General features: G+C 73.3%; 20 protein-coding genes. 5 read left to right on the forward strand and 15 right to left on the reverse strand.

What is annotated here, in order from left to right:
- Positions 1-15 precede the first annotated feature (15 nt).
- Positions 16-996, forward strand: coding sequence for an acyl-CoA desaturase (locus tag ACIP5M_RS32900; protein ID WP_401203775.1), 981 nt, complete (start codon positions 16-18; stop codon positions 994-996).
- A 134-nt stretch (positions 997-1130) separates the two neighbouring features.
- Positions 1131-1802, forward strand: a complete 672-nt coding sequence (locus tag ACIP5M_RS32905) for a TetR family transcriptional regulator (protein WP_401203847.1) — start codon at positions 1131-1133, stop codon at positions 1800-1802.
- Between the two features lie 138 nt (positions 1803-1940).
- Here the strand turns inward: ACIP5M_RS32905 and ACIP5M_RS32910 are convergent, their stop codons facing one another.
- Positions 1941-2312, reverse strand: a complete 372-nt coding sequence (locus tag ACIP5M_RS32910) for a VOC family protein (RefSeq protein ID WP_401203778.1) — start codon at positions 2310-2312, stop codon at positions 1941-1943.
- 2 nt (positions 2313-2314) lie between these two features.
- Positions 2315-3181, reverse strand: coding sequence for a trans-aconitate 2-methyltransferase (locus tag ACIP5M_RS32915; RefSeq protein WP_401203780.1), 867 nt, complete (start codon positions 3179-3181; stop codon positions 2315-2317).
- Positions 3182-3342: 161 nt separating this feature from the next.
- On the opposite strand from ACIP5M_RS32915, the gene ACIP5M_RS32920 reads away from it, so the two are divergent.
- Entirely contained in the window at positions 3343-3840 is a 498-nt protein-coding gene (locus tag ACIP5M_RS32920) for a MarR family winged helix-turn-helix transcriptional regulator (protein WP_401203783.1), read from the forward strand.
- Here the strand turns inward: ACIP5M_RS32920 and ACIP5M_RS32925 are convergent.
- The 10 genes from ACIP5M_RS32925 to ACIP5M_RS32970 all read right to left on the reverse strand — a co-directional run bounded on the left by ACIP5M_RS32925 (position 3799) and on the right by ACIP5M_RS32970 (position 17195).
- Positions 3799-4566 (reverse strand): LuxR C-terminal-related transcriptional regulator, encoded by a 768-nt coding sequence (locus ACIP5M_RS32925; RefSeq protein WP_401203786.1) that lies wholly within the window; start codon positions 4564-4566, stop codon positions 3799-3801. The genes ACIP5M_RS32920 and ACIP5M_RS32925 overlap by 42 nt on opposite strands.
- A 468-nt stretch (positions 4567-5034) precedes the next feature.
- The gene (gene galE, locus ACIP5M_RS32930) at positions 5035-6054 is read right to left on the reverse strand and encodes a UDP-glucose 4-epimerase GalE (protein WP_401203789.1); all 1020 of its coding nucleotides are present in this window, start codon (positions 6052-6054) and stop codon (positions 5035-5037) included.
- 80 nt (positions 6055-6134) lie between these two features.
- Entirely contained in the window at positions 6135-6800 is a 666-nt protein-coding gene (locus ACIP5M_RS32935; RefSeq protein ID WP_401203850.1) for a response regulator transcription factor, read from the reverse strand.
- A gap of 133 nt (positions 6801-6933) precedes the next feature.
- On the reverse strand, positions 6934-8673 hold the full coding sequence (locus ACIP5M_RS32940) for a PQQ-binding-like beta-propeller repeat protein (protein ID WP_401203792.1): 1740 nt from the start codon (positions 8671-8673) through the stop codon (positions 6934-6936).
- Positions 8674-8714: 41 nt separating this feature from the next.
- On the reverse strand, positions 8715-10373 hold the full coding sequence (locus ACIP5M_RS32945) for a PQQ-binding-like beta-propeller repeat protein (protein ID WP_401203794.1): 1659 nt from the start codon (positions 10371-10373) through the stop codon (positions 8715-8717).
- A gap of 192 nt (positions 10374-10565) precedes the next feature.
- The gene (locus ACIP5M_RS32950) at positions 10566-12368 is read right to left on the reverse strand and encodes an ABC-F family ATP-binding cassette domain-containing protein (RefSeq protein ID WP_401203797.1); all 1803 of its coding nucleotides are present in this window, start codon (positions 12366-12368) and stop codon (positions 10566-10568) included.
- A 28-nt stretch (positions 12369-12396) separates the two neighbouring features.
- A complete protein-coding gene (locus ACIP5M_RS32955; RefSeq protein ID WP_401203799.1) occupies positions 12397-13728 on the reverse strand; it encodes an acyltransferase in 1332 nt (443 codons plus the stop codon).
- Between the two features lie 373 nt (positions 13729-14101).
- Positions 14102-15019, reverse strand: a complete 918-nt coding sequence (locus ACIP5M_RS32960) for a 4-(cytidine 5'-diphospho)-2-C-methyl-D-erythritol kinase (RefSeq protein WP_401203801.1) — start codon at positions 15017-15019, stop codon at positions 14102-14104.
- Positions 15016-15918, reverse strand: coding sequence for a 16S rRNA (adenine(1518)-N(6)/adenine(1519)-N(6))-dimethyltransferase RsmA (rsmA, locus tag ACIP5M_RS32965; RefSeq protein WP_401203804.1), 903 nt, complete (start codon positions 15916-15918; stop codon positions 15016-15018). The genes ACIP5M_RS32960 and rsmA overlap by 4 nt, the downstream gene beginning before the upstream one ends.
- Positions 15915-17195, reverse strand: a complete 1281-nt coding sequence (locus ACIP5M_RS32970; protein ID WP_401203853.1) for a ubiquitin-like domain-containing protein — start codon at positions 17193-17195, stop codon at positions 15915-15917. The genes rsmA and ACIP5M_RS32970 overlap by 4 nt, the downstream gene beginning before the upstream one ends.
- A 712-nt stretch (positions 17196-17907) precedes the next feature.
- Here ACIP5M_RS32970 and ACIP5M_RS32975 point away from each other — a divergent pair.
- On the forward strand, positions 17908-18495 hold the full coding sequence (locus tag ACIP5M_RS32975; protein ID WP_401203807.1) for a hypothetical protein: 588 nt from the start codon (positions 17908-17910) through the stop codon (positions 18493-18495).
- A 146-nt stretch (positions 18496-18641) separates the two neighbouring features.
- On the opposite strand, the gene ACIP5M_RS32980 is transcribed toward ACIP5M_RS32975, so the two are convergent.
- The 3 genes from ACIP5M_RS32980 to rsmI form a co-directional block, all read right to left on the reverse strand.
- Complete coding sequence (locus tag ACIP5M_RS32980) at positions 18642-19523, reverse strand: TatD family hydrolase (protein WP_401203810.1); 882 nt, start codon at positions 19521-19523, stop codon at positions 18642-18644.
- 10 nt (positions 19524-19533) lie between these two features.
- Positions 19534-20022 (reverse strand): hypothetical protein, encoded by a 489-nt coding sequence (locus ACIP5M_RS32985; protein WP_401203813.1) that lies wholly within the window; start codon positions 20020-20022, stop codon positions 19534-19536.
- 160 nt (positions 20023-20182) lie between these two features.
- Entirely contained in the window at positions 20183-21079 is an 897-nt protein-coding gene (gene rsmI, locus ACIP5M_RS32990) for a 16S rRNA (cytidine(1402)-2'-O)-methyltransferase (RefSeq protein WP_401203816.1), read from the reverse strand.
- A 122-nt stretch (positions 21080-21201) separates the two neighbouring features.
- Between rsmI and ACIP5M_RS32995 the strand changes: the two genes are divergently transcribed.
- Positions 21202-22971 (forward strand): dolichyl-phosphate-mannose--protein mannosyltransferase, encoded by a 1770-nt coding sequence (locus ACIP5M_RS32995; protein WP_401203819.1) that lies wholly within the window; start codon positions 21202-21204, stop codon positions 22969-22971.
- Positions 22972-22981: the final 10 nt, after the last annotated feature.

Below are 22981 nucleotides of genomic sequence, written 5' to 3' on the forward strand. Positions count from 1 at the left end.
CCCCAGGGGACTTCCATGACCACCAGTCCCGATCTGATCGAGGGCACCTCCGCGCCCTCCGGTACGTCCAGTCCGTCGGCCACGCTCGGCGGCGAGAACAAGCGGTCCATCGAGCAGATCGCCCTTCTGCTGTTCATCACCGTTCCCTTCCTGGCGCTGCTGGCGGCCGTCCCGCTGGCCTGGGGCTGGGGGGTGAGCTGGCTGGACCTCGGCCTGATGGTCTTCATGTACTTCCTGGCCTGCCACGGCATCACCATCGGCTTCCACCGCTACTTCACGCACGGCTCCTTCAAGGCGAAGCGACCGCTGCGGATCGTCCTCGCCGTGATGGGGTCGATGGCGGTGGAGGGGCCGCTGGTGCGCTGGGTGGCGGACCACCGCAAGCACCACAAGTTCTCGGACCACGAGGGCGACCCGCATTCGCCGTGGCGGTTCGGCGAGACGCTGCCGGCGCTGTTGAAGGGCCTGTGGTGGGCGCACATCGGCTGGCTCTTCGACGAGGAGCAGACCGATCAGCAGAAGTACGCCCCCGACCTGATCAAGGATCCGGCGATCCGCCGCATCTCGCGCGACTTCGTCTACTGGACGGTGCTCTCCCTGGCGATCCCGCCGCTGGTGGGCGGGCTGGTGACGATGTCCTGGTGGGGCGCGTTCACGGCGTTCTTCTGGGGCTCGCTGGTGCGCGTCGCGCTGCTGCACCACGTGACGTGGTCGATCAACTCGATCTGTCACGCGGTGGGCAAGCGGCCGTTCAAGTCACGGGACCGCTCGGGCAACGTGTGGTGGCTGGCGGTGCTGTCCTGCGGCGAGTCGTGGCACAACCTGCACCACGCCGATCCGACCTCGGCCCGGCACGGGGTGCTGCGCGGCCAGGTGGACTCCAGCGCCCGGCTGATCCGCTGGTTCGAGCAGCTGGGCTGGGCCACGGACGTGCGCTGGCCGTCGGCGTCCCGCATCGACGCCAGGCGCCGGGAAGACGAGCCGACCCCGGCTTGACCTCTGCCCCTCCGGCAAGAGCAGAAGCCCCCACGCCCCGGACGCCGGGCGCGGCCGGAATACGAACGCCAGCACAGGCCAGAGCCTCACACGAGCAGTCACAGGCGAGGCTTCCACGCGAGGAGACTGAGATGATGGGGGGCGTGGCGATCGACGGCGGTAATTCCAGCAGTGACAAATCCAGGCGCGGCCGCCGGGTGAGGATGACGGGCGCGGAACGGCGCCAGCAACTGCTGGACATCGGCCGGACCCTCTTCGCGGAGAAGGGCTTCGAGGGCACGTCGGTGGAGGAGATCGCGGCGAAGGCCGGGGTGTCCAAGCCGGTGGTGTACGAGCACTTCGGCGGCAAGGAGGGCCTGTACGCGGTCGTCGTGGACCGGGAGATGCGCCAGCTGCTGGACGGGGTGACGGGCGCGCTGACGGCCGGGCATCCGCGGGAGCTGCTGGAACAGGCGGCGTTCGCGCTGCTGGACTACATCGAGTCGTACACGGACGGTTTCCGGATCCTCGTACGGGATTCCCCGGTGGCTCAGTCGACGGGCACGTTCGCCTCGCTGATCAGCGACATCGCCACGCAGGTCGAGGACATCCTGGGTCTGGAGTTCAAGGCGCGGGGCTTTGACCCGAAGCTGGCGCCGCTCTACGCGCAGGCGCTGGTCGGGATGGTGGCGCTGACCGGGCAGTGGTGGCTGGACGTGCGCAAGCCCAAGAAGGCGGAGGTCGCCGCGCACCTGGTGAACCTGGCCTGGCACGGGCTGGACGGGCTGGAGTCGAAGCCGCAGCTGGTGGGGCGCCGCAAGAGCTGAACCCCTGACGCGGGGGTGCGGGTACAGGACGCGACGGCGCCCCGTCACCGGAGGTCCGGTGGCGGGGCGCCGTCGCGCCGTGCGGGGGGTGCCCGGGCCGGCCGCTGCGGCCGCGCGCTGCGGGCTCCGCGCTCCGCGCTACGGCCGGGTGCCGTCGGGTTCCAGGAATTCCAGCCGGTTGCCCACCGGGTCCTGCGAGTAGAAGCGGCGGTGGCCCGGCAGGGCGTCGTCCCAGACGACCTCGGCCCCGCGTTCCTCCAGTCTGCGCGCGTACGCCTGGATGCCGGTCACCCGTAGTCCGGGGTGGGCCTTGCGAGCGGGCCGGAACCCCTCCTCGACGCCGAGGTGCAGCTGCACCGGGCCGGCGGCGAACCAGCAGCCTCCGCGGGCGGCGAGGACCCCGGGTTTGGCGATCTCGGTCATGCCCAGGACGCCGGTGTAGTAGGCGCGGAGCCGGTCCTCCGACCCGGGGGGCGCGGCCAGTTGGACGTGGTCGACGGCGGTCAGCACGGTCAGGCCTCCTTGCGGGCGACGGCGAAGATCCGGCGGAAGGGGAAGACGGTGCCGCGGGGCCCGGGCGGATAGGCCTCGCGCAGCCGGTCCCGGTATTCGGTGAGGAAGACGTCCGCGGCTTCCCGGTCGTCGCCGAGGGCGGTGAGGACGGGGCGCAGGGCGGTGCCCTTGACCCAGTCGAGCACCGGGTCGGGGCCTTGGAGCAGCTGGTGGTAGGTGGTTTCCCAGACGTCGACGGCGCAGCCGAGTTCGGTGAGGCGGGCGAGGTACTCGCCGGGTTCGAGGTGGTGGATGTAGCGGGCGCCGTGGCCGCCGAGGCGGGCCCGCCAGCGCGGGGTGTCGCAGAGCTCGGCGAGCAGGGCGTGGCTGGGGGCGGTGAAGTTGCCGGGGATCTGGAAGGCGAAGGTGCCGCCGGGCCGCAGGCCGTTGATCCATGCGGGGAAGGAGCCGGGGTGGCTGGGCACCCACTGGAGGGCGGCGTTGGAGACGATCAGGTCGTAGGGCTCCTCGGGGAGCCAGCCGGCGAGGTCGGCGTGCTGGAAGTCGAGGCTGCCGCCGCCGGCGGTGGGGCCGGCGTACTCCTGGTCGGCCCGGTGGAGCATCTCCGGGGAGAGGTCGAAGCCGGTGATGCGTGCCCTGGGCCAGCGTCCGGCGAGGAGGGTGGTGACATTGCCCGGGCCGCAGCCGAGGTCGGCGATGCGGCCGGGAAGGGTGGGGAGTTCGGGTATGCGGGTCAGGAGGTCAAGGAAGGGGCGTGTGCGGTGTCCGGCGTGCCTGAGGTACTGCTGGGGGTCCCAGGTGGGTGCGGCGGGGTCCGAGAGGACACCGGCCGTGGGGATCCTGGCCTGGGCGGTATCGGAATGCATGTTCGAGCCTCCCTGCTGGCGGGGCGGTCGGAAGCGGAACCTGTCTCGGCCCCCTCCATGCCCCATGGTCGTGCACTTTATATCTCGTCGTCAAGATACTTGTGATCGAGAAACTTGACATGAAGAGACTTCACATCGACAGACCCCTTACACTGATCGGCATGGAGGACGAGGTCGACCGACTTGTAGCGGCATGGCGGCGGGAGCGCCCTGACCTCGACGTGGAACCGCTCGAGGTGCTGAGCCGCGTCAGCAGGCTCGCGCGCCACCTCGACCGCGCCCGCAGGCTCGCCTTTTCCGAGCACGGCCTGGAGCCCTGGGAGTTCGACGTACTGACCTCCCTCCGTCGCGCCGGCGCGCCCTACCAGCTCTCCCCCGGCCAGTTGCTGACCCAGACCCTCGTCACCTCCGGGACCATGACCAACCGCATCGACCGGCTCGCCAAGAAGGGCCTGGTCGAACGGCTCCCGGACCCCAGCGACCGCCGCGGGGTCCTGGTGCGGCTGAGCCCCGAGGGCAGGGACCGCGCCGACCAGGCACTCGCCGGACTGCTGGCCCAGGAACGGGCGATCCTCGCCCAGCTCTCGCGGGGCCAGCGCGCGGATCTCGCCGGACTGCTACGCCAGTTGACCGCTCCGTTCGACAACATCCCCGGCTAGGTCCGCCGGCCGTACGCCCGCCCGCCGGGCCAGCGCCACCGCCGCCAGGGTCGAGTGCACCCCGAGCTTGCCCAGCACGTTCTGCATGTGGGTGCGGACGGTGTGCGGGGACAGGAACAGGCGCGCCGCCACGTCCTTGCGGCCCAGCCCCGCCACCATGCAGCGCAGCACCTCGTGCTCGCGCGGGGTGAGCGACTCGACGAGCCGTTCGCTGTCCGTACGGTGCTTGCGCGAGGCGGTCAGTTCGCGGAGCACCCCGGTGAGCAGCGCGGGCGGGAGGTGGGTCTCCTCGCGCAGCACCCCGCGTATGACGGCGAGCAGCCGCGAGAGCGAGCAGTCCTTCGCCACCCAGCCCGAGGCGCCCGCCTGGAGTGCGAGGGCGGCCCGCCGGGGGTCGTCGCGCTCGGCGAGGACGACCGTGCGGATCCCGGGGTGGGCCGCCCGTACCCCGGCCACCAGCGCGATGCCGTCCGAGGCGGGCGGTGGCGGCCCGGAGCCCGACTCCCGCTGGGCGGGCACGGCCGCGGCCGGCACGCCGAGGTCGGCGTCGACCAGCATGACGTCGAAGCGGCGGCCCTCGGCCACCGCGCGTTCGAGGCAGCGCAGGGCGGCGGGGCCGCTGCCGGCCGCGGACACGTCCACGTCCGGCTCGGCCGCGAGCGCGGCTGCGAGAGATTCGGCGAAGATGCGGTGATCGTCGACCACGAGAACCCGGATACGAACCACAAAACCCCCAAGGGTCGGGGAACGGACGACTGCGGGTACGGCGCCCGGACCGGGTGATCCGCAGCCGCCGCGGCCGCCGCCGTGACACCTCTGCACTACCCCGGACCGGACGACGTACCCGACTTGTCTCGACCCCTGATCCACACCGGCCCCCACCGGTGTCACGCATCAGCGTAGGGCCGGGGGCGGCCCGCGGTTGGCCGAATAGCAGAAGTTTTCCGGGCGATTTTCCGGCGGGAACCTGCTGAACCGCCTTTGTGCTGGCTTGATTTCGACTGCGCCGGAGGCCCGGATGGCCGCGTGGCGACCGGCCCGTGCCACGGGCAGTTGCACGGGGAGCATTTCACCCGGCGTGTGCACGCCGGGCGCCCGCGCGCAGCGCCCGGCCCCCGCGTGCGGCGAACGCGCGTGCGCCCCCCGCACCCGGGAGTGCGAGGGGCGCACGGGCCGTGCGGGTCGTGCGGTGGTTCAGGAGGCGTGCGTCCGCGCGAAGTTCCACGCGTCCCGGATGATCCCGGTGAGGTCGGAGCGGCTCGGGGTCCACCCGAGGCGCTCGTGCGCCGTCCGCGCGGAGGCGACCAGCATCGCCGGGTCGCCGGCCCGGCGCGGGGCGACGACCTCGGGGATCTCACGGCCCGTCACCTTGCGGACCGTCTCGACGACCTCGCGGACCGAGAAGCCGCTGCCGTTGCCCAGGTTGCAGATCAGGTGCTCCCCGGCGGTGGCCGCCTCGAGCGCGGCCAGGTGCGCCTCCGCCAGGTCGGCGACGTGGATGTAGTCGCGCACGCAGGTGCCGTCGGGGGTCGGGTAGTCCTCGCCGAACACCGAGATCGACTCCCGCTCGCCGAGCGCGACCTGCAGGACCAGCGGGATCAGGTGGGTCTCGGGAGAGTGCCGCTCGCCGAACCGCCCGTACGCCCCCGCCACGTTGAAGTAGCGCAGGGACACCGCGGCCAGGCCGTGCGCCACGCACTCCCCCGCGATCATGTGGTCCACGGCCAGCTTCGAGGCCCCGTACGGGTTGGTCGGCGCGGTCACCGAGGCCTCGGTGAGCAGGCCCTCCGCCGGCTCGCCGTAGGTGGCGGCGGTGGAGGAGAACACCAGCTTCCGCACGCCCGCCCCGCGCATGGCGGCCAGCAGGGCGAGCGTGCCGCCGACGTTGTTCTCCCAGTACTTGCCCGGGTTCGCCACGGACTCGCCGACCTGGGAGGAGGCCGCGAAGTGCAGCACCGCGTCGTAGGAGGGGTCCAGGTACCGGGCGGCGTCCTGGATGCGGCCCTCGATGAACTCGGCACCCGCGGGGACGCCTTCGCGGAAGCCGGTGCTGAGGTCGTCCAGGACCGTGACCCGGTGGCCCGCCTCCAGGAGATGGGCGGCGACCACGCTGCCGACGTATCCGGCACCGCCGGTCACCAGGTACGTGCGGTGGGACGTCTCGCTCACTCGCCTACTGCCTCTCGCGGGGGATGCGCACGCGGAGCTCCGCATGCCGCCCACTGGCATACCCGATTCCGCGCCCGTGGGGAAATCGGCACCGGCCGCGGCGGTCCCGCCTGCCGCGCCCGGGGTCAGTCCTGCGCCCGGTCCAGCAGGCCGGTACGGGCGGCCAGCGCGGCCGCCTCCAGCCGCGAGCCCACCCCCAGCTTCATCAGCACCCGCTGCACGTGCGTACGGGCGGTGCTCGGCGCGATCTCCATGCCCGCGGCGATGAGCCGGGTGTCCTCCCCCTCGGCGACCCGGACCAGCACCTCCACCTCGCGCGGGGTGAGCAGGCGCAGCAGCCGGCTGCCCTCGTCGTCGGGCTGCGCGGCGGGGTTCAACAGCTCCGCGAAGGCGCCTTGCAGCAGCTGGGGGGAGATCGCGACCTCCCCCGCCCGCGCCTTCGCCAGGGCCCGCTCCACGCCCTCGATGCGCTCGTCGTGGCGTACGTATCCCGAGGCGCCGGCGGCGAAGGCGGCCGCGATCCCGCGCGGGCTGGGCACCGGGCCGAGGACCACGACGGCTATCTGCGGGCGCTCCCGCTTGATCCGGACGACCGGTTCGAAGACCCCGGGCTCGGCGGGCGCGGCGGTACCGAGAAGGCAGACCTCCGGTGCGCGGCTGATGACGAGCTCGGCGGCGCCTCCGGCCGGGGCGGCGGCGGCCAGCACCCGGTGGCCGCGCAGTTTCAGGGCAGAGGCGAGCGCCTCGGCCAGCAGCCGGTGCTCGTCGACCACCACGACCCGTACGCCCATAGCGGCACCCACCCCCTCCCCTTCTGACCCGGCAAGCTACACGCTTGTTCGACGGTGCGCGGGGGTTCCGTGCAGAAGCCCCCGGAAGGAATGACCTTCCGGGGGCTCGTGCGGGGTGCGGGGTGCGCGGGGCTCAGCTCGCGGTGAACGAGACGAAGAGGTACTCCGGGTCGCTCTTCTCCGAGTACGGCTTCTTCACCGTCGTACGGGAGATGAAGAGTTTGCCGTTGTGGTAGCGGTATTCGGAGTACTCGGGCGAGAAGCCGCCCGTCTCGACGGCCCGGCTCGCCTTGTCCGACGGGTTCTCCATGAGGACCGTCTCCTTCATCGTCCTGCCGTCGATGCTGACGATCTGGCCGCCCTTGTCGTAGGGCGGCTCCTTGTAGGCGATGATGTTCGACCCGTCCATGCGCAGCGGGACCATGGTGTACTGCTCGCCCGCGTCCGCGCGGTCGGTGGTCTGCTTGCCGGTCTCCAGGTCGAAGGAGAGCAGCTCGTTGGTGCGGCCGTTGGCGGCCTGGCCCTGGTGCTCGTAGGACGGCAGGTAGAGCTTGCCGTCGCCGACCACCATGCCGGTGCACTTCTCGACCTCGGTGGCCGCGCACCTGCCGGCGAAGTTCCCGGAGGAGAGCGAGATGCGGGCCTTCAGCTCGCCCTTGGGGTCGACGACGAAGAGGTCGCTGACGCCGGTGGCGTTCTTGGCGGTCTTGCCGACGTCGGCCGCGACGACCAGGGGCTTGGTGGAGACGATGCCGGCGTAGTCGATGCCCGGGGCGAGCTTGTACGAGGACGTGGGCGCGCCGGTGGCGGGGTCCAGGACCTGGGCGTACACGCTCTGGTTCGGGCTGCGGCCGCACTTGCGGATGGCGGCGAGGGCCTCGCCGCCCGCGTAGCCGGTGTCGTAGCAGCCTTCGCCGTCGACCTTGGGCGTCCACAGGGACTTGCCGTCGGCGAGGTTCCAGGCGGCGCCGCCGGAGGTGCCGCCGGCGGCGACGGTCTGGCCGCTGATCGTCACCTCGTAGTAGGCGGCGGGCTTGTCGCCGGTGGTGGCGCCCTTGGCGTTGCCGGACCAGACGAGCTTGCCGGTGTTCAGGTCGATGACGCCGACCTCGGTGCACGGGACGTACTTGACCTCGGCCGTGGGCATGGAGGCCTTGAAGAGGACGGCCGTCTTGTTGTCGCTGATGTGCTTGGTCGCGCCGCAGAGCTCGCCGGGGAAGGGCAGCTCCCACTTCTTGCCGCCGTCGACGAGGTTGTAGCCGACGACCTTGGCCACATCGGACTTGATGTAGGTGGTGTCGGTGAGCCAGGAGCCGGCGACCGAGGTGACCTCGGCCGGCTGCGGGCTGGGCACGTTGACGAGCGTCTTCGACTTGGGGTTGGAGGGCGGCTTCTCGCTGCCCGGCGTGCCGGTCTTGGCCTTGTCGCCTTCGGCACCGGTACCGGAACCGCCGTCGGCGGTGTTCTGGGTGCCGCCGCTGCCGCCGTCGCCCGAGGTGTACCAGATGCCGCCGCCGACGATGAGGACGATGGCCAGGAGGGCCGCGCCGACGATCAGCAGCTGGTTGCGCTTGTCGTTGCTCCCGCCGCCGCCGGCCGCGGCGGCCGGGGGCTGCGGGGCGTACATGGGCGCGGTGGGCGGCCCGAACGGCGGCGGGGTTCCGGGCTGTTGCGGGTAGCCGTAGCCGGGACCGGCGGCGGGTCCGGGCTGCGGGTACCCGTACGCGGGCTGCGCGGGCGGCGCGGCCGGCGGCTGCTGCGGCGCCGGCGGCGGCACGGGCGGGCCCGGCGGGGCGAACCCTCCGGGCGGCGGGTCCTGCGGCGCTCCGAAGCCGCCGGACGGCGGCTGGCTGGGGGGCGGCGGGGTACTCATGCGTTGCTACTGCCTCTCGCTGGGCGGCTCGGTGGACGGGTTCAGTTGCCGAAGACCATGAGGAGCTTCTCGTCCTTGCCCTTGGCCAGCAGGCGGGAGGCGGAGATGAAGAACCGGCCGTCCACGTAGTCGACCTTCGGGGTGCTGAAGGAGCTCTCGACGGGGGCGGCCGGACCTGACGGGTTGCGCAGGAGCGCGGTGGGGGTGCCGCCGGCGGCGGGGATCGAGAGGACTTCGCCGCCCTTGTCGTGTTCCGCCTTGCGGTAGGCGATCAGCTGGCCGTTGGCCGCCTTGAGCGGCATGAGGGTGCGCTTGTCCCCGGCGGGGCTGCGCCACTTGGCCTTGCCGGTCGCCAGGTCGAAGGCGACGATCTCGTTGCCCTTTTCGTCGCGCGCGGTGGGCAGGTAGAGGGTGCCGCCGTCGGCGACGGCGGTGGAGCAGGTCGACAGGGCGCGGAAGATGCCGGTGTCGCCGCAGCCAATGGGGAACTTGCCTTCGGCGGTGAGGGTGGCGGTCTGCTTGCCGTCGGCTCCGATGACCACGATGGAGCGCTCCTTGGAGGCCTCGTTGCCGAGGTCGACGACGAGCGGGTCCACCGAGTAGACGCTGGTGACCTTGAAACCCTTGGGGGCGCGGAAGGTCCAGCTCTTCTTGCCGGAGACCGGGTCGGTGCCCTGGACCTCGGCGGTGTGGTCGTCGTCCAGGCAGGTGGCGAGGGCGACCATCTTGCCGTTGCCGGCCGTGTACGAGTCGGGCTTGCAGCCCTCGCCCTGGGTGCTGGCGAAGAGCTTGTCGCCGTTGCTGACCTTGAAGGCGCTGGCGGTGCCGCTGCGGCTGATGGCGACGGTGTCGCCGGTGATGGCGACGGTGGGGCTGGTGAAGATGTCGAAGAGCTGCTCCTTCGGCACCTCCTTGGACCAGACCTCCTTGCCCGTCTTGAGGTCGACGACGCGCATCTGCGTGCAGGAGGCGCTGTCGGACTCGCCGTCGCGGTACATGACGACGGTCTTGCCCTCGGCCGTGGTCTGGGGGGTGACGGCACAGATCGGGGCGGGGAAGGGAAGGGTCCACTTCTCCTTGCCGTCGGTGACCGCGTAGCCGGTGAGGTTCTTCCACACGCTCTTGACGACGGTGTCCCCGACGACCCAGTGGCCGTCGGCCTCCACGCCCATGCCGGGACCGTCGATCTTGGCGGTCTTGAGCCACAGGACCTTGCCCTCGCCCTGCTTGCGGCCGGCGTTGAGGTCGGCCTCCTGGCCGCCGTTGCCGCTGCCGTCGCCCTTGTCCACGGAAGCGGAGCCGGAGGGGGTGGCGTCGGTGGAGCCGGAGCCCTGCGCGACGGGCTCCTTGGGGTCCTTGTCGTCGCCCTTGACGAAGCCGAAGTAGCCCACGGTGGCGACGAGGAGGACGGCGGCGACGGCCGAGGCGGCGATCAGCGCGGTCGGCTTCTTCTTCGGCGGGAGGGCGGGGCCGGAGCCGGGGGGCGGCGGCGGGTAGCCGTAGCCGTAGGCGGCGGGCTGCTGCGGGACCGTCGGGGGCTGCGGTGGGTACTGCTGCGGCTGGGGCTGGGGCGCGGGCTGCTGGGCGTACGGGTTCTCGCCTTGCGGCGGGTAGCCGTAACCGGGCTGCGGCGGGCCGGGGAGGTGCCCGTAACCGGAAGGTGTCGGCGGCTGGTTCGGCGGCTGGGGCGGCTCGGTCATCAGCGCGTACCTTCAAATCAGGGGTCGGGGAGGATGACCTTTCTATCACTGACGCAGGCCGTGCGCCGGGGCCGGTCCGCCCCTGTTCCCAAGGGAGGACCGGCCCGTGACGCCGTCGTTATCCGGCCAGTTGACGGCCGGGAGCCGGGCGGACCGCCGGCGGAGCGGAACCGGACCGCCGGGCGGACACCCCTACGCCTCCTCGGCCAGCTCCAGCCAGCGCATCTCCAATTCGTCCCGCTCGGCGAGGAGTTCGCGCAGCTCTGCGTCGAGCTTGGCCACCTTGTCGTAGTCGGTGGAGTTCTCGGCGATCTGCGCGTGCAGGTTGCCCTCGCGGTCGGAGATCTTGTTCAGCTGGCGCTCGATCTTCTGGAGCTCCTTCTTGGCCGCGCGCGAGTCCCCGGACGAGGTGGACTTCGGGGCGGCCGCGGCCGGGGCGGGCGCCGGGGCGGCCGCCTCGATCATCCGCCGGCGGCGCTCCAGGTACTCGTCGAGGCCGCGCGGCAGCATCCGCAGGGTCGCGTCGCCGAGCAGGGCCATCACCGTGTCGGTGGTGCGCTCGATGAAGAACCGGTCGTGGGAGATCACGATCATCGAGCCGGGCCAGCCGTCGAGGAGGTCCTCCAGCTGGGTCAGGGTCTCGATGTCGAGGTCGTTGGTGGGCTCGTCGAGGAAGAGGACGTTCGGCTCGTCCATCAGCAGGCGCAGGATCTGCAGCCGGCGCCGCTCACCGCCGGAGAGGTCGCCGACCGGGGTCCACTGCTTCTCCTTGGTGAAGCCGAACTGCTCGCACAGCTGGCCCGCCGTCATCTCGCGGCCCTTGCCGAGGTCCACGCGGTCGCGGACGCGCTGCACGGCCTCCAGCACCCGCAGCGACGGGTCGAGCTCGCCGACCTCCTGCGAGAGGTAGGCGAGGCGGACGGTCTTGCCGACGACGACCTTGCCGGCGGCGGGCTGGGCCTCGCCCTGCGTGCGGGCGGCCTCGGCCAGCGCGCGCAGCAGGGAGGTCTTGCCGGCGCCGTTGACGCCGACGAGGCCGATGCGGTCGCCGGGGCCGAGGTGCCAGGTGAGGTGCTTGAGCAGGAGCTTCGGGCCGGCCTGGACGGAGACGTCCTCGAGGTCGAAGACGGTCTTGCCGAGGCGGGCGTTGGCGAAGCGCATCAGCTCGGACTTGTCGCGCGGCGGCGGCACGTCGGCGATGAGCTCGTTGGCGGCTTCGATGCGGTAGCGGGGCTTGGAGGTCCGGGCGGGCGCGCCGCGGCGCAGCCAGGCCAGCTCCTTGCGCATCAGGTTCTGCCGCTTCTGCTCCTCGGTGGCGGCGATGCGTTCGCGCTCGGCGCGGGCGAAGACGTAGTCGCTGTAGCCGCCCTCGTACTCGTGCACGTCGCCGCGCTGGACGTCCCACATGCGGGTGCAGACCTGGTCGAGGAACCAGCGGTCGTGGGTGACGCAGACGAGCGCGGAGCGGCGTTCCTGGAGGTGCTTGGCCAACCAGGCGATGCCCTCGACGTCGAGGTGGTTGGTGGGCTCGTCGAGGATCAGGAGGTCCTGGTCGGCGATGAGCAGCTTGGCGAGCGCGATGCGGCGGCGCTCGCCGCCGGAGAGCGGGCCGATGACGGTGTCGAGGCCCTGGCCGAAGCCCGGCAGGTCGAGTCCGCCGAAGAGGCCGGTCAGCACGTCGCGGATCTTGGCGTTGCCGGCCCACTCGTGGTCGGCCATGTCGCGGATGATCTCGTGGCGGATCGTGGCCGCGGGATCGAGGGAGTCGTGCTGGGTGAGGACACCCATGCGCAGGCCGCCCGACTGGGTGACGCGGCCGGTGTCGGGCTCCTCCAGTTTGGCCAGCATCCGGATGAGGGTGGTCTTGCCGTCGCCGTTGCGGCCGACGACACCGATCCGGTCGCCCTCGGATACGCCGAGGGAAATGCCGTCGAGCAGGGTACGTGTGCCGTACACCTTGCTGACTGCCTCGACATTGACCAGATTGACGGCCATCAGACGCGCTCCAGGGAAGGTTGAGGAATCAGCCCCTCAGCCTAACCCTCCGGGCCGTGCCGGACCGTTCCACCAGGAGCCAGCCGGCCAGTGCCATGCCGATGGCGAGGGGTGCGGTCACCGGGAGGGCGATCAGGGTGGCGCTGTGGCCGTCGAGGAAGCCGCCGAGGCCGGTCATGGACAGGCCGAGGATGCCGAGCAGGCAGAGGGTGATGCCGAGGGCGGCGCGGGGGCCGCTGCCGGGGGTGGTGACGGCCCCGGCCGCGGGGGCCTCGAAGCGGCGGAAGACGGTGACGAGCAGCGCGGTCAGGGCGGCCGCCAGGAGGATCCGTACGGGAACCTGCGCCCACCAGGCCGCGGTGGCCGGGGACGGGAGGTCCAGGCCCAGGGCGAGCTGGGCCCCGTAGACGCCGAGCATGGCGGTGAGGTGCCAGAGGAAGGCGGTCATGGCGATCCCGTTGGCAGCGACGACTCCGCGCCAGACGCGGGGGCGGCGCAGCCACGCGCCGGCGGGGCGGGCGGCCAGCTGGACGGCGCCGGCGAGCCACGTGCCGTGGCAGAGCAGGGCGAGGGTGGGCGGGGCCATGTTGGACACCTTCTCGCCCGGCATCCCCACCATGGAGAGCGGGTACGGGCCGTACGCCACCAGCAGGACGGCCCCCGCGAGGCCGGCGGCGGCGAGGCCGAGGGCGGCGCGGGGCGTGATCCGCCCGTCGGCGCGGAGGAAACCGAGCTGGTGGACGGCGAGCCAGACGAAGGCGAAGTTCAGGAACTCGACGTACGGGAGCGCGAGCGCGAAGCGCAGTACGTCGACGGTGGCGGCCGCGGCGAGGAGCGCCGCGAAGGCCCCCCAGCCCGCTCGCTCGTGCAGCTTCAGCAGCGGCGGGGTGAAGGCGACCATGGCGAGGTAGATGCCGATGAACCAGAGCGGCTGCGTGACCAGCCGCAGCGCGGCCCCGGTCAGCCCGCCGGCGCCGCGGCCGGCGAGCTGCACGGCGAGCGCGGCGGCGCCCCAGACGAGGACGAAGACGAGGGTCGGCCGCAGCAGGCGCTGGAGGCGGGCCCGCAGGAAGGCGGCGTAGACGGGCCGGCCGTCGCTGCGGCGGGCGAGGCTGCGGTAGGAGAGCGCGTGCGAGAACCCGCCGACGAAGAAGAAGACGGGCATGACCTGGAGCGCCCAGGTGAGCAGCTGGAGCGGGGGCACGAGGGCGAGCAGGTTGCCTATGCCGTCGCCGCTGACGGCGGCCATCAGCCAGTGGCCGGCGATGACGGTGCCGAGGGAGGCCACGCGGAGCAGGTCGATGTAGCGGTCCCGCTGGGGGGGTGTGGCGGCGGCGATGGCCTTGGCGGTCTGTCCCATGCGGTTACGCTCGCGCTTGGCGGCCACCGGGAACAGGGTGCGGATACTCAACTCGCGCCTGAGTACCGGGGCTCCGCCCCGGACCCCGCGCACCCAGGTCCCCGAGTGCGGCTCACAGCCCGGGGCTCCGCCCCGTACCCCGCTCCTCAAACGCCGGAGGGGCTGGATTTGGCTCCTGCCGTCCGCCTTCCTCGGCTCGGATGTGGCGCCCCCAAACGCCCGGCGGGGCACATCCAGCCTCGCCAGCGTTTGAGGCGCGGGGGTCTGGGGCGGAGCCCCAGGAGCGGCGCCGCACGGCGCACTCCAGCCCCGCCGGCGTTTGAGGCGCGGGGTCTGGGGCGGGGCCCCAGGCGCGGCCGTGCGCTCGACGGAGCTAGCGAGCCCCCGGCACGGGAGTGGCTCTCGGGGCCGGGGAGGAGGCCACGCGGGTGGCGCGGCACGTGCCCGAGGCGTCGAGGGCCGCCGCGACCTTCGCCGCCGATTCCGGGTCGCGGACCAGGAAGGCCGTGGTGGGTCCGGAGCCCGAGACCAGCGCGGCCAGCGCACCGGCGGCCGTGCCCGCGGCCAGGGTGTCGGCCAGTGACGGGCGCAGGGACAGGGCCGCCGCCTGGAGGTCGTTGGCCAGGAGGGGGGCCAGCGCGTCCGGGTCGCCCGAGGCCAGGGCCGCGAGCAGGGCCGGGGAGGCTTCCGGCTCAGGGACCCGCGTACCGGCCGTGAGCCGGTCGAACTCGCGGAAGACGGCCGGGGTCGACAGCCCGCCGTCGGCCACCGCGAACACCCAGTGGAACGCCCCGGCCTCCACCGGGGTCAGCAGTTCACCGCGCCCGGTGCCGAGCGCGGCGCCGCCGAGCAGGCTGAAGGGCACGTCGCTGCCCAGTTCCGCGCAGATCGCGAGGAGCTCCGTACGCGGGGTGTTCAGGCCCCACAGGGTGTCGCAGGCCAGCAGGGCGGCGGCCCCGTCCGCGCTGCCGCCCGCCATGCCGCCGGCGACCGGGATGTTCTTCGCGATGTGGAGGTGGACGGCCGGGGTGAGCCCGGCCCGTGCGGCCAGGACCTCGGCGGCGCGCGCCGCGAGGTTGGTGCGGTCCAGGGGCACCTGATCGGCGTCCGGGCCGGCGCAGGTCACCTTCAGTTCGTCGGCGGCGGTGGCCGTGACCTCGTCGAAGAGGGAGACGGCGAGGAAGACGTTGGCCAGGTCGTGGAAGCCGTCGGGGCGGGCCGCGCCCACCGCCAGCTGCACGTTGACCTTCGCGGGGACCCGTACGGTCACGGTCGTCGGGTGCGCGCTCACAGTGCGGGCCTCTCCGCCGCCGGCTTGTGCTCGGCGATCGCGGCGAACTCCTCCACGGTCAGCGACTCGCCGCGCGCCTGCGGCGAGACGCCCGCGGCGACCAGCGCCGCCTCGGCGCCCGCCGGTGATCCGGCCCAGCCGGCCAGCGCGGCGCGCAGCGTCTTGCGGCGCTGGGCGAAGGCCGCGTCGACGACGGCGAAGACTTCCGCCTTCGAGGCGGTGGTCTTGATCGGCTCGGTCCGACGCACCAGCGAGACGAGTCCGGAGTCGACGTTCGGCGCGGGCCAGAACACCTTGCGGCCGATGGCACCGGCGCGCTTGACGTGCGCGTACCAGTTGGCCTTGACCGAGGGAACTCCGTACACCTTGTTGCCGGGCTCGGCGGCGAGCCGGTCGGCGACCTCCGCCTGCACCATCACCAGGGTCCGCTCGATGGTCGGGAAGCGGTCGAGCATGGTCAGCAGGACGGGCACCGCCACGTTGTACGGGAGGTTGGCGACGAGCGCGGTCGGCGCCGGGCCGGGCAGTTCGGTCACCAGCATGGCGTCGGAGTGGACCAGCGCGAAGCGGTCCTTGCGCTCGGGCATCCGGGCCTCGATGGTGGCGGGCAGCGCCGCGGCGAGGATGTCGTCGATCTCGACGGCGGTGACCCGGTCCGCGGCTTCCAGCAGGGCGAGCGTCAGCGAGCCCAGTCCCGGGCCGACCTCGACGACCACGTCGTCCGGGCGCACCTCGGCGGTCCGCACGATACGGCGCACCGTGTTGGCGTCGATGACGAAGTTCTGGCCCTTCTGCTTGGTCGGGCGTACGCCGAGGGCGGCGGCCAGTTCCCGGATGTCGGCCGGGCCGAGGAGGGCGTCAGAAGGGTGGTCGTTGGGCTGCTGCTCTGCGGTGCTCACCGGTAAAGCCTACGGCCGCAGTGGGGCCAGGGACTCGCCCCCCGCTGCACGTAGAGCTTCTTCGCCCGGTACGTCTGTTCCGTGCCCGGGGCGTCCTGGGGGCGGCCGCTGCCGCCGAGGGACTGCCAGGTGCGGACGTCGAACTGGTAGAGGCCGCCGTACGTGCCCGAGGCGTCGGTGGCGCCGGGCCGGCCGCCGGACTCGCACTGGGCGAGTGCGCCCCAGTCCAGGCCGTCGGCGCCGGCCACGGAGGTCGGCAGCGGCTTGGTGCCGACCTTGACGAGCTGGGTGACGGGCTCGCGGACGATCTCCTCCGCGATGCGGCGGGGCTTTTGGCGGACGCCGTTGACCGTGCGGAGGCTGTAGGTGACCCGGCGCGCGCCGGGGCGCCCGGCGCGCTCGACGACCTCGGTCCCCGCGAACAGGGTGGCGTCCATCGTCTTCTCGGTCTCGTACGGGATGCGTTCCTCGCGGACCTCGCGGGTGCCGGTGATGCGCAGGACGGTGACGGTCTGGCCGTCGCGGGGGAAGGAGCCGGGGGGTACGGAGGTGGTGTCCTGGCCGTGCAGGGTGATGCCGGCCTGGTAGAGGGCCTCCTGGACGGTGGCGGCGTTGGTACGGATGGTGCGCTCGCGGCCGTCGGCCATGAAGGTGACGCTGCGTTCGGTGCGGACGCTCAGGGCGAGGCCGGCGCGGGGGACGGGAGCGGTGCGGGGGGCGGAGAGGTAGGCGCCTTCGGCGCGGATGCCGAACTGGCGCAGCGCGCCCTCGACGGTGCGGGCGGTGGTCCACACCTCGCGCCGCTGTCCGTCGAGGGTCAGCTGGAGGGGGCGGCCGTAGCGGACGACGACCTCCTCGCCGTCGTCGAGGGGCTCGCCGGGGGCGGGGGCGACGAGGTCGTGGGGCCCGATGCCGAGGCCTTCGGCGGCCAGCAGTTCGTCGATGTCGTCGGCGAAGGTGTGGAGGTTCCTAGGGACCCCGTCGACGGTGAGGCGTACGGACTTGTCGGCGGCGACGAAGGCGGTGGTGCCGCCGGCGAGGAAGGCGACGACGAGGGCCTGGGGGACGAGGCGCCGCCAGGTCCCTGCCGGGGTGAGGATCACGTCCGGGGCGGCGGAGGCGGTACGGGCGCGTGCGCGCCGGCCCGTGCCGGGTGCGGGCGTTGCGGGGGGCTCGGCGGTGAGGGTCCGGCCCCGGGCCCGCCGGCCCGAACCGGTCGCCGAGCCGGTGCCCGTGCCGGTGCCGGTTGCCGTGCCCGGGCCGGCGCCGGGCGGCATCGGCCCGGTGCCCGGGCCGGGGGCCCGGCGGCGGCCCGAGCCCGGCGCCGGGGGCGCGTCCGGGGCTTCGCCAGCGGCCCGGTCCCCGGCTGCGGGCTCGGACAGTGCCCCGCCCCGGCGGCGGCCCGGGCCGGGCGCTGCGGACGCGTAGGGCTCGGGGGCCGGGGGCCGGCCGGAAACCGGCTCGGCGGGGGAAGGGGTGGCGCGGCCGCGGGCGCGCCGGCCGGTGCCGGGGGCCGGCGGCGGGGCGGGGGCCGGCGGCGGGGTCGCCCGTCCGCGCGACCGGCGGGCGGCCCGGTGGTCGCCGCCGCGGGGGGAAGGAACCCCCGGGGCCGGCTCCGGGGGGAGCGGTCCCGCCCCGGGATCCGCGGCGCCGGCCGGCCACAGCAGCGGCTCCGCCTCCATGCCGCCGCCCGGCCCGGGCGACGGCTCCGACTCCTCGGCCTCAGCGGACCGCCGACCCGCCGGCGCCGGATCCGCGGCCTGCGCCGAACGCCGGCCCGCTGGTGCCGGTTCGGCGGCGGCCGACCGCCAGGCCGAGGGAGCAGCCGGATCCGCGGCCTCGGCCGACCGCCAAGGCGATGGCGCCGCCTCCGCAGCCTCCGCCGCCCCCCAGCCCGATGGCCCCGGATCCCCGGCCCCAGCCGACTGCCAGTCCCCTGACGCCGGGTCCGCGACGCCGGCCGACCGCCAAGCCGGTGGTGCCGGATCCGTGGCCCCAGCCGACCGCCAGGCCGGCGGCTCGGACTCCGGGGCGTCAGCCGGCCGCCAGGCCGGCGGCTCGGACTCCGCGGCGCCGGCCGGACGCCAGGCCGCTGCTTCCGGGTCGGCGGCGCCGGCCGGACGCCAGGCCGGTGGCGTCGTCTCCGAGGGTTCGGCCGGACGCCAGGGCGTCGGCGCCTGGTCCGCGGGGTCGCCCGCCCACACCCGGGGCGCCGGGTTCCCGGGGTCGCCCGCCCAGGCCGGCGGCGCCGAGTCCCCGGCACCGGCCGGCCAGAGCGACGGCTCCGGCTCCCCGGCAGCCGCCGACCAGGCCGCTGGCCCGGAGGCCCCGGCGTCCGCCGGCCAGGGCGGTGACGCCACCGAGGACCGCCCGGGCTGCGGACCGCCCGCGTCGGCCGACCAGGCCATGGGCTGCGGGACCCCCGCACCGGCCGGCCAGGCCATGGGCTCCGGGTCTCCCGCACCGGCCGGCCAGTCCAGTGGGTCCGTATCGGCCCGCCAAGGCGACGGGGCCGGTGTCCCGGTCGACCATGCCAGGGGGTCGGGCGGGCCCGGGACGGGGCCGCCGTGGCGGTGACTGCCCTGCGTATCGCTCACGACGCTCGCTCCACTGGTGGTCCGGACCCGCTGGTTCGGGCACGGCACCATAGCGGAGGAGTCGTCACCGACCAAAGTCAAGCCGCTACACAGCGTGTCGGCGGGAAGGTGACGGGAGCAGTGGACTCAGTAGGCGAAGGCGCGGGCCGTGTTCGCCGCCAGGGCGGTGGCCATCGCGTCCTCGTCGATGCCGCGGACCGCCGCCATGGCCCGTACGGTCAGCGGAATGAGGTACGGCGCGTTGGGCCGTCCGCGGTACGGCGCCGGGGTGAGGTAGGGGGCGTCGGTCTCGACGAGCACCAGGTCCAGCGGGGCGACGGCCAGGGCTTCGCGCAGCGGCGCCGCGTTCTTGAAGGTGACGGTGCCGGCGAAGGACATGTAATAGCCGGCGGCGGCGCAGACCCGGGCCATCTCGGCGTCCCCGGAGTAGCAGTGGAAGACGGTCCGCTCGGGCGCGCCCTCCTCCCGCAGGATGCGCAGCACGTCCGCGTGGGCCTCGCGGTCGTGGATGACGAGCGCCTTGCCCTGCCGTTTGGCGATCTCGATGTGGGCGCGGAAGGAGCGTTCCTGCGCCGCCATGCCCTCGGGGCCGGTGCGGAAGTAGTCCAGACCGGTCTCGCCGACCGCTTTGACGTGGTCGAGGGCGGCAAGCGCCTCGATCTCGGCGAGTGCGTCGTCGAGGGCCGCGTCTCCGCCGCCGGTACGGGCGCCCTGGCGGGACCAGCCGTCGGGGTCGCCGTGGACGATGCGGGGGGCCTCGTTCGGGTGGAGGGCCACCGCCGCGTGGACGTTCTCGTACGCGGCGGCGGTCTCGGCGGCCCACCGGGAGCCCTTCACGTCGCAGCCCACCTGGACGACCGTGGTCACGCCCACCGAGGCGGCTTTGGCCAGGCCTTCCTCGACGGTGCCGGACTGCATGTCGAGGTGGGTGTGAGAATCCGCCACCGCCACCCGGAGGGGTTCGGGCAGCGGCGGCAGGGCGTCCTTGGAGGCGGAGGAGGTGCTCATACGGCCGATCTTATGACCGGCGGAAGAGCCCCAGCAGTCGGGAGAGCGGGCCCCGGCGTTCCTCGGCGGGGTCGATGGCGACGGGTCCGGGGGCGTCGTGCGTCCGGGGCGCGTTGCGCTGCTTCGGGGTGCGGGGGACGTTCGCACCGGCGGGCACCGGTCCGGCGATTCCGGGCGCGATGCGGTGGTGGTAGAGGTGGTCGATCATGCCGAGCACCGAGGAGACCTGGCCGGCCCGCATGATGCGTACGACGTGGCCGCCGCAGTTCAGGCAGGTGGGGTTGGACAGGGGGGAGGGCACCCGCTCGCCGTTGACCGTGTACATGATGAACGGCTGGCCCTTGCCGTCGACGTGGTGTTCTATCGCGTACGCCTGCTCCCAGCCGTATCCGCACCTCATGCAGGCGAAGGAGTACGCCTCGTGCACGGTCTGCACGTCGGCGGCGGCTGCGACGACGGGCCCTGAGACGGGTACCGGGGTGTCTGCGATCTCACTCATGCCAGCTCCTCTTGTTCCACTGGTGCCATTGCCAGTGGACGCCTCTTCGGGCGGGAGCGCATCAGGCCCTGTCTACTGTTGGACGGTCTTTGGGCGACTCATGCCAAAAGCGCCCGGTGCGCGGTCTGAGCTTTGCTTTTCAGGTTAGCTCTTTACCCACTCACAGCACCTTTTGTGCCGCATTCTTTGCCGCCACGACCGCGTCGAAGACCTCGCGCTTGGGTACGCCGGCCTCGGCGGCGACCGCCGCGATGGCCTCCTTGCGCCGCTCCCCCGCCTCTTCGCGGACCCGTACGCGGCGTACGAGCTCCTCGTCGTCCACGTCGCCGGGGGCGGCCGCCGGGGCGCCCTCCACGACGACGGTGATCTCCCCGCGCACGCCCTCGGCGGCCCATGCGGCCAGCTCGCCGAGCCCGCCCCGCTTGACCTCCTCGTAGGTCTTGGTCAGCTCGCGGCACACGGCGGCCCGCCGTTCGGCGCCGAAGACCTCGGCCATGGCGGCCAGGGTGTCGTCGAGCCGGTGCGGGGCCTCGAAGTAGACGAGGGTGCGCCGCTCGGCCTCGACCTCGCGCAGCCGGCCGAGCCGCTCGCCCGCCTTGCGCGGCAGGAACCCCTCGAAGCAGAAGCGGTCCACCGGCAGCCCGGACAGGGCGAGCGCGGTGAGGACGGCGGAGGGCCCGGGGACCGCGGTGACCCGGATGTCCTTCTCCACGGCGGCGGCGACCAGCCGGTAGCCGGGGTCGGAGACGGACGGCATGCCGGCGTCGGTCACCAGCAGCACGCGCGCTCCGCCGGCCAGGGCCTCGACCAGTTCGGGGGTGCGCGCGGACTCGTTGCCCTCGAAGTACGACAGGACGCGCCCGGTGGTGTGCACGCCGAGCCCCTGGGTCAGCCGGCGCAGCCGCCGGGTGTCCTCGGCGGCGATCACGTCGGCCCGCTCCAGCTCGGCCGCGAGCCGCGGCGGGGCGTCCGCGAGGTCGCCGATGGGGGTGCCGGCGAGCACCAGGACGCCGGCCGGGGAGGAGGTGCCGATACCGCGGGGCTGGTCAGTTGTCACCCGCCCATCCTCTCAGCCCGCCGCCCGGAGTCCGCCCCGGAGGCCGCCCGCACTTCGCCGGGACACCCCCCGGCGCCGCCCGCCGCTGGGGCTCTCACAGGTCCTTTCCCTACGATGTGCCGGTGACCAGTACCGCGACGCCGCCGCCCAGCCCCGCGGGGGCCCCGCCCGCCCCGCCGGCGGGACGCGAAGAAGAGCCGTCCCCCTGGCTGCGCCGGCTGCGCGGCTTCGGCTACGTTCCGGGCGGTGCCGGGGCGCCGCGCACGGACGTGCGCACCCGCCTGGTGCCCCCGTACGCCAAGCCCTCCCCCCAGCTGTGGATGACCTTCGGCCTGCCGCCGACGGTGTGGGACACCTGGCAGCGCGTCCTGTCGTGGGTGGGTCCGCTGCTGGTGGCGCTGGTCGCCGGGGTGCTGCGGTTCGTGCACCTGGGCAGCCCGAAGGCGGTGATATTCGACGAGACGTACTACGCCAAGGACGCCTGGGCCACGATCAAGCAGGGCTACGAGGCCAGCTGGCCGAAGGACATCGACAAGTCGATCCTCGCCAACCCCGACGGGGTCTCCCTCCCGGTGGACGCGGGCTACGTCGTGCACCCGCCCGTCGGCAAGTGGGTGATCGGGCTCGGCGAGTGGATGTTCGGTTTCACGCCCTTCGGCTGGCGGTTCATGACGGCCGTGCTCGGCACCCTCTCGGTGCTGATGCTGTGCCGGATCGGGCGCCGCCTGTTCCGCTCCACCTTTCTGGGCTGCCTGGCGGGCGCGCTGCTCGCGGTGGACGGCCTGCACCTGGTGATGAGCCGTACGGCGCTGCTGGACCTGGTGCTGATGTTCTTCGTGCTGGCCGCCTTCGGGGCGCTGCTCATCGACCGGGACAGGGCCCGGGCGCGCCTGGCGGCCGCGCTCCCGCTGGACGACGAGGGCCGGACCCGGCCTGACCTGGTGATCGCCGAATCGCTGCGGCTGGGCTGGCGTCCGTACCGGATCCTGGCCGGGGTGTGCCTGGGCCTGGCCGCGGGTACGAAGTGGAACGGCTTCATCGCGCTGGCCTTCTTCGGCTGCCTGACCGTGGCGTGGGACATCGCCGCGCGGCGCACCGCGGGGGCGGGCTCCCCCTACCGGGCGGTCGGGCGCCTCGACGACCTGCAGGCGTTCGTGTCCACGGTGGGAGTGGCGGTCCTGACGTACCTGGCGTCCTGGTCGGGCTGGATCTTCAGCCCGGACAACGGCAAGGGCGGCTACCTGCGCGACTGGGCCGCCAAGAACGACCAGGACAGCGCGCTGTCGTTCCTGCCGGAGTGGCTGCGCAGCCTGTGGCACTACGAGACCGAGGTCTACCGCTTCCACGTCGGCCTGACCTCCGGCCACACCTACGAGTCCAACCCCTGGAGCTGGCTGGTCCTGGGCCGGCCCGTCTCCTACTTCTACGAGTCCCCCGAGCCCGGCACCGACGGCTGCCCGGCGACCGAGGCGGGCAAGTGCGCGCGCGAGGTCCTGGCGCTGGGCACCCCCCTGCTGTGGTGGGCGGGCTGCTTCGCGCTGCTGTACGTGCTGTGGCGGTGGTTCTTCCGCCGCGACTGGCGGGCGGGCGCGATCGCGTGCGCGCTGGCCGCGGGGCTGCTGCCCTGGTTCAACTACCAGGAGCGGACCATCTTCTACTTCTACGCGGTGGTCTTTGTCCCGTACCTGTGCCTGGCCGTGGCGATGATGATCGGCGCACTGCTGGGCCCGTCGGGCTCGTCGGAACGCCGGCGTGCGCTGGGCGCGATCGGGGCGGGGGTGCTGGTCCTGCTGATCGTGTGGAACTTCATCTACTTCTGGCCGATCTACACGGGCCAGACCCTCCCGATGGACTCCTGGCGCAGCCGGATGTGGCTGGACACCTGGGTCTAGCAGCGCAAAC

The sequence above is a fragment of the Streptomyces sp. NPDC088762 genome (assembly GCF_044750905.1).
Lineage (GTDB): Bacteria > Actinomycetota > Actinomycetes > Streptomycetales > Streptomycetaceae > Streptomyces.

Bases quoted from the DNA above. Each gene is read 5' to 3' on its own strand.
- ACIP5M_RS32900 (WP_401203775.1), top strand. From the start codon at position 16: ATGACCACCAGTCCCGATCTGATCGAGGGCACCTCCGCGCCCTCCGGT.
- ACIP5M_RS32905 (WP_401203847.1), top strand. From the start codon at position 1,131: ATGGGGGGCGTGGCGATCGACGGCGGTAATTCCAGCAGTGACAAATCC.
- ACIP5M_RS32915 (WP_401203780.1), bottom strand. From the start codon at position 3,181: ATGCATTCCGATACCGCCCAGGCCAGGATCCCCACGGCCGGTGTCCTC.
- ACIP5M_RS32920 (WP_401203783.1), top strand. From the start codon at position 3,343: ATGGAGGACGAGGTCGACCGACTTGTAGCGGCATGGCGGCGGGAGCGC.
- galE (WP_401203789.1), bottom strand. From the start codon at position 6,054: ATGCGGAGCTCCGCGTGCGCATCCCCCGCGAGAGGCAGTAGGCGAGTG.
- ACIP5M_RS32935 (WP_401203850.1), bottom strand. From the start codon at position 6,800: ATGGGCGTACGGGTCGTGGTGGTCGACGAGCACCGGCTGCTGGCCGAG.
- ACIP5M_RS32940 (WP_401203792.1), bottom strand. From the start codon at position 8,673: ATGAGTACCCCGCCGCCCCCCAGCCAGCCGCCGTCCGGCGGCTTCGGA.
- ACIP5M_RS32945 (WP_401203794.1), bottom strand. From the start codon at position 10,373: ATGACCGAGCCGCCCCAGCCGCCGAACCAGCCGCCGACACCTTCCGGT.
- ACIP5M_RS32950 (WP_401203797.1), bottom strand. From the start codon at position 12,368: ATGGCCGTCAATCTGGTCAATGTCGAGGCAGTCAGCAAGGTGTACGGC.
- ACIP5M_RS32955 (WP_401203799.1), bottom strand. From the start codon at position 13,728: ATGGGACAGACCGCCAAGGCCATCGCCGCCGCCACACCCCCCCAGCGG.
- ACIP5M_RS32970 (WP_401203853.1), bottom strand. From the start codon at position 17,195: ATGCCGCCCGGCGCCGGCCCGGGCACGGCAACCGGCACCGGCACGGGC.
- ACIP5M_RS32980 (WP_401203810.1), bottom strand. From the start codon at position 19,523: ATGAGCACCTCCTCCGCCTCCAAGGACGCCCTGCCGCCGCTGCCCGAA.
- ACIP5M_RS32985 (WP_401203813.1), bottom strand. From the start codon at position 20,022: ATGAGTGAGATCGCAGACACCCCGGTACCCGTCTCAGGGCCCGTCGTC.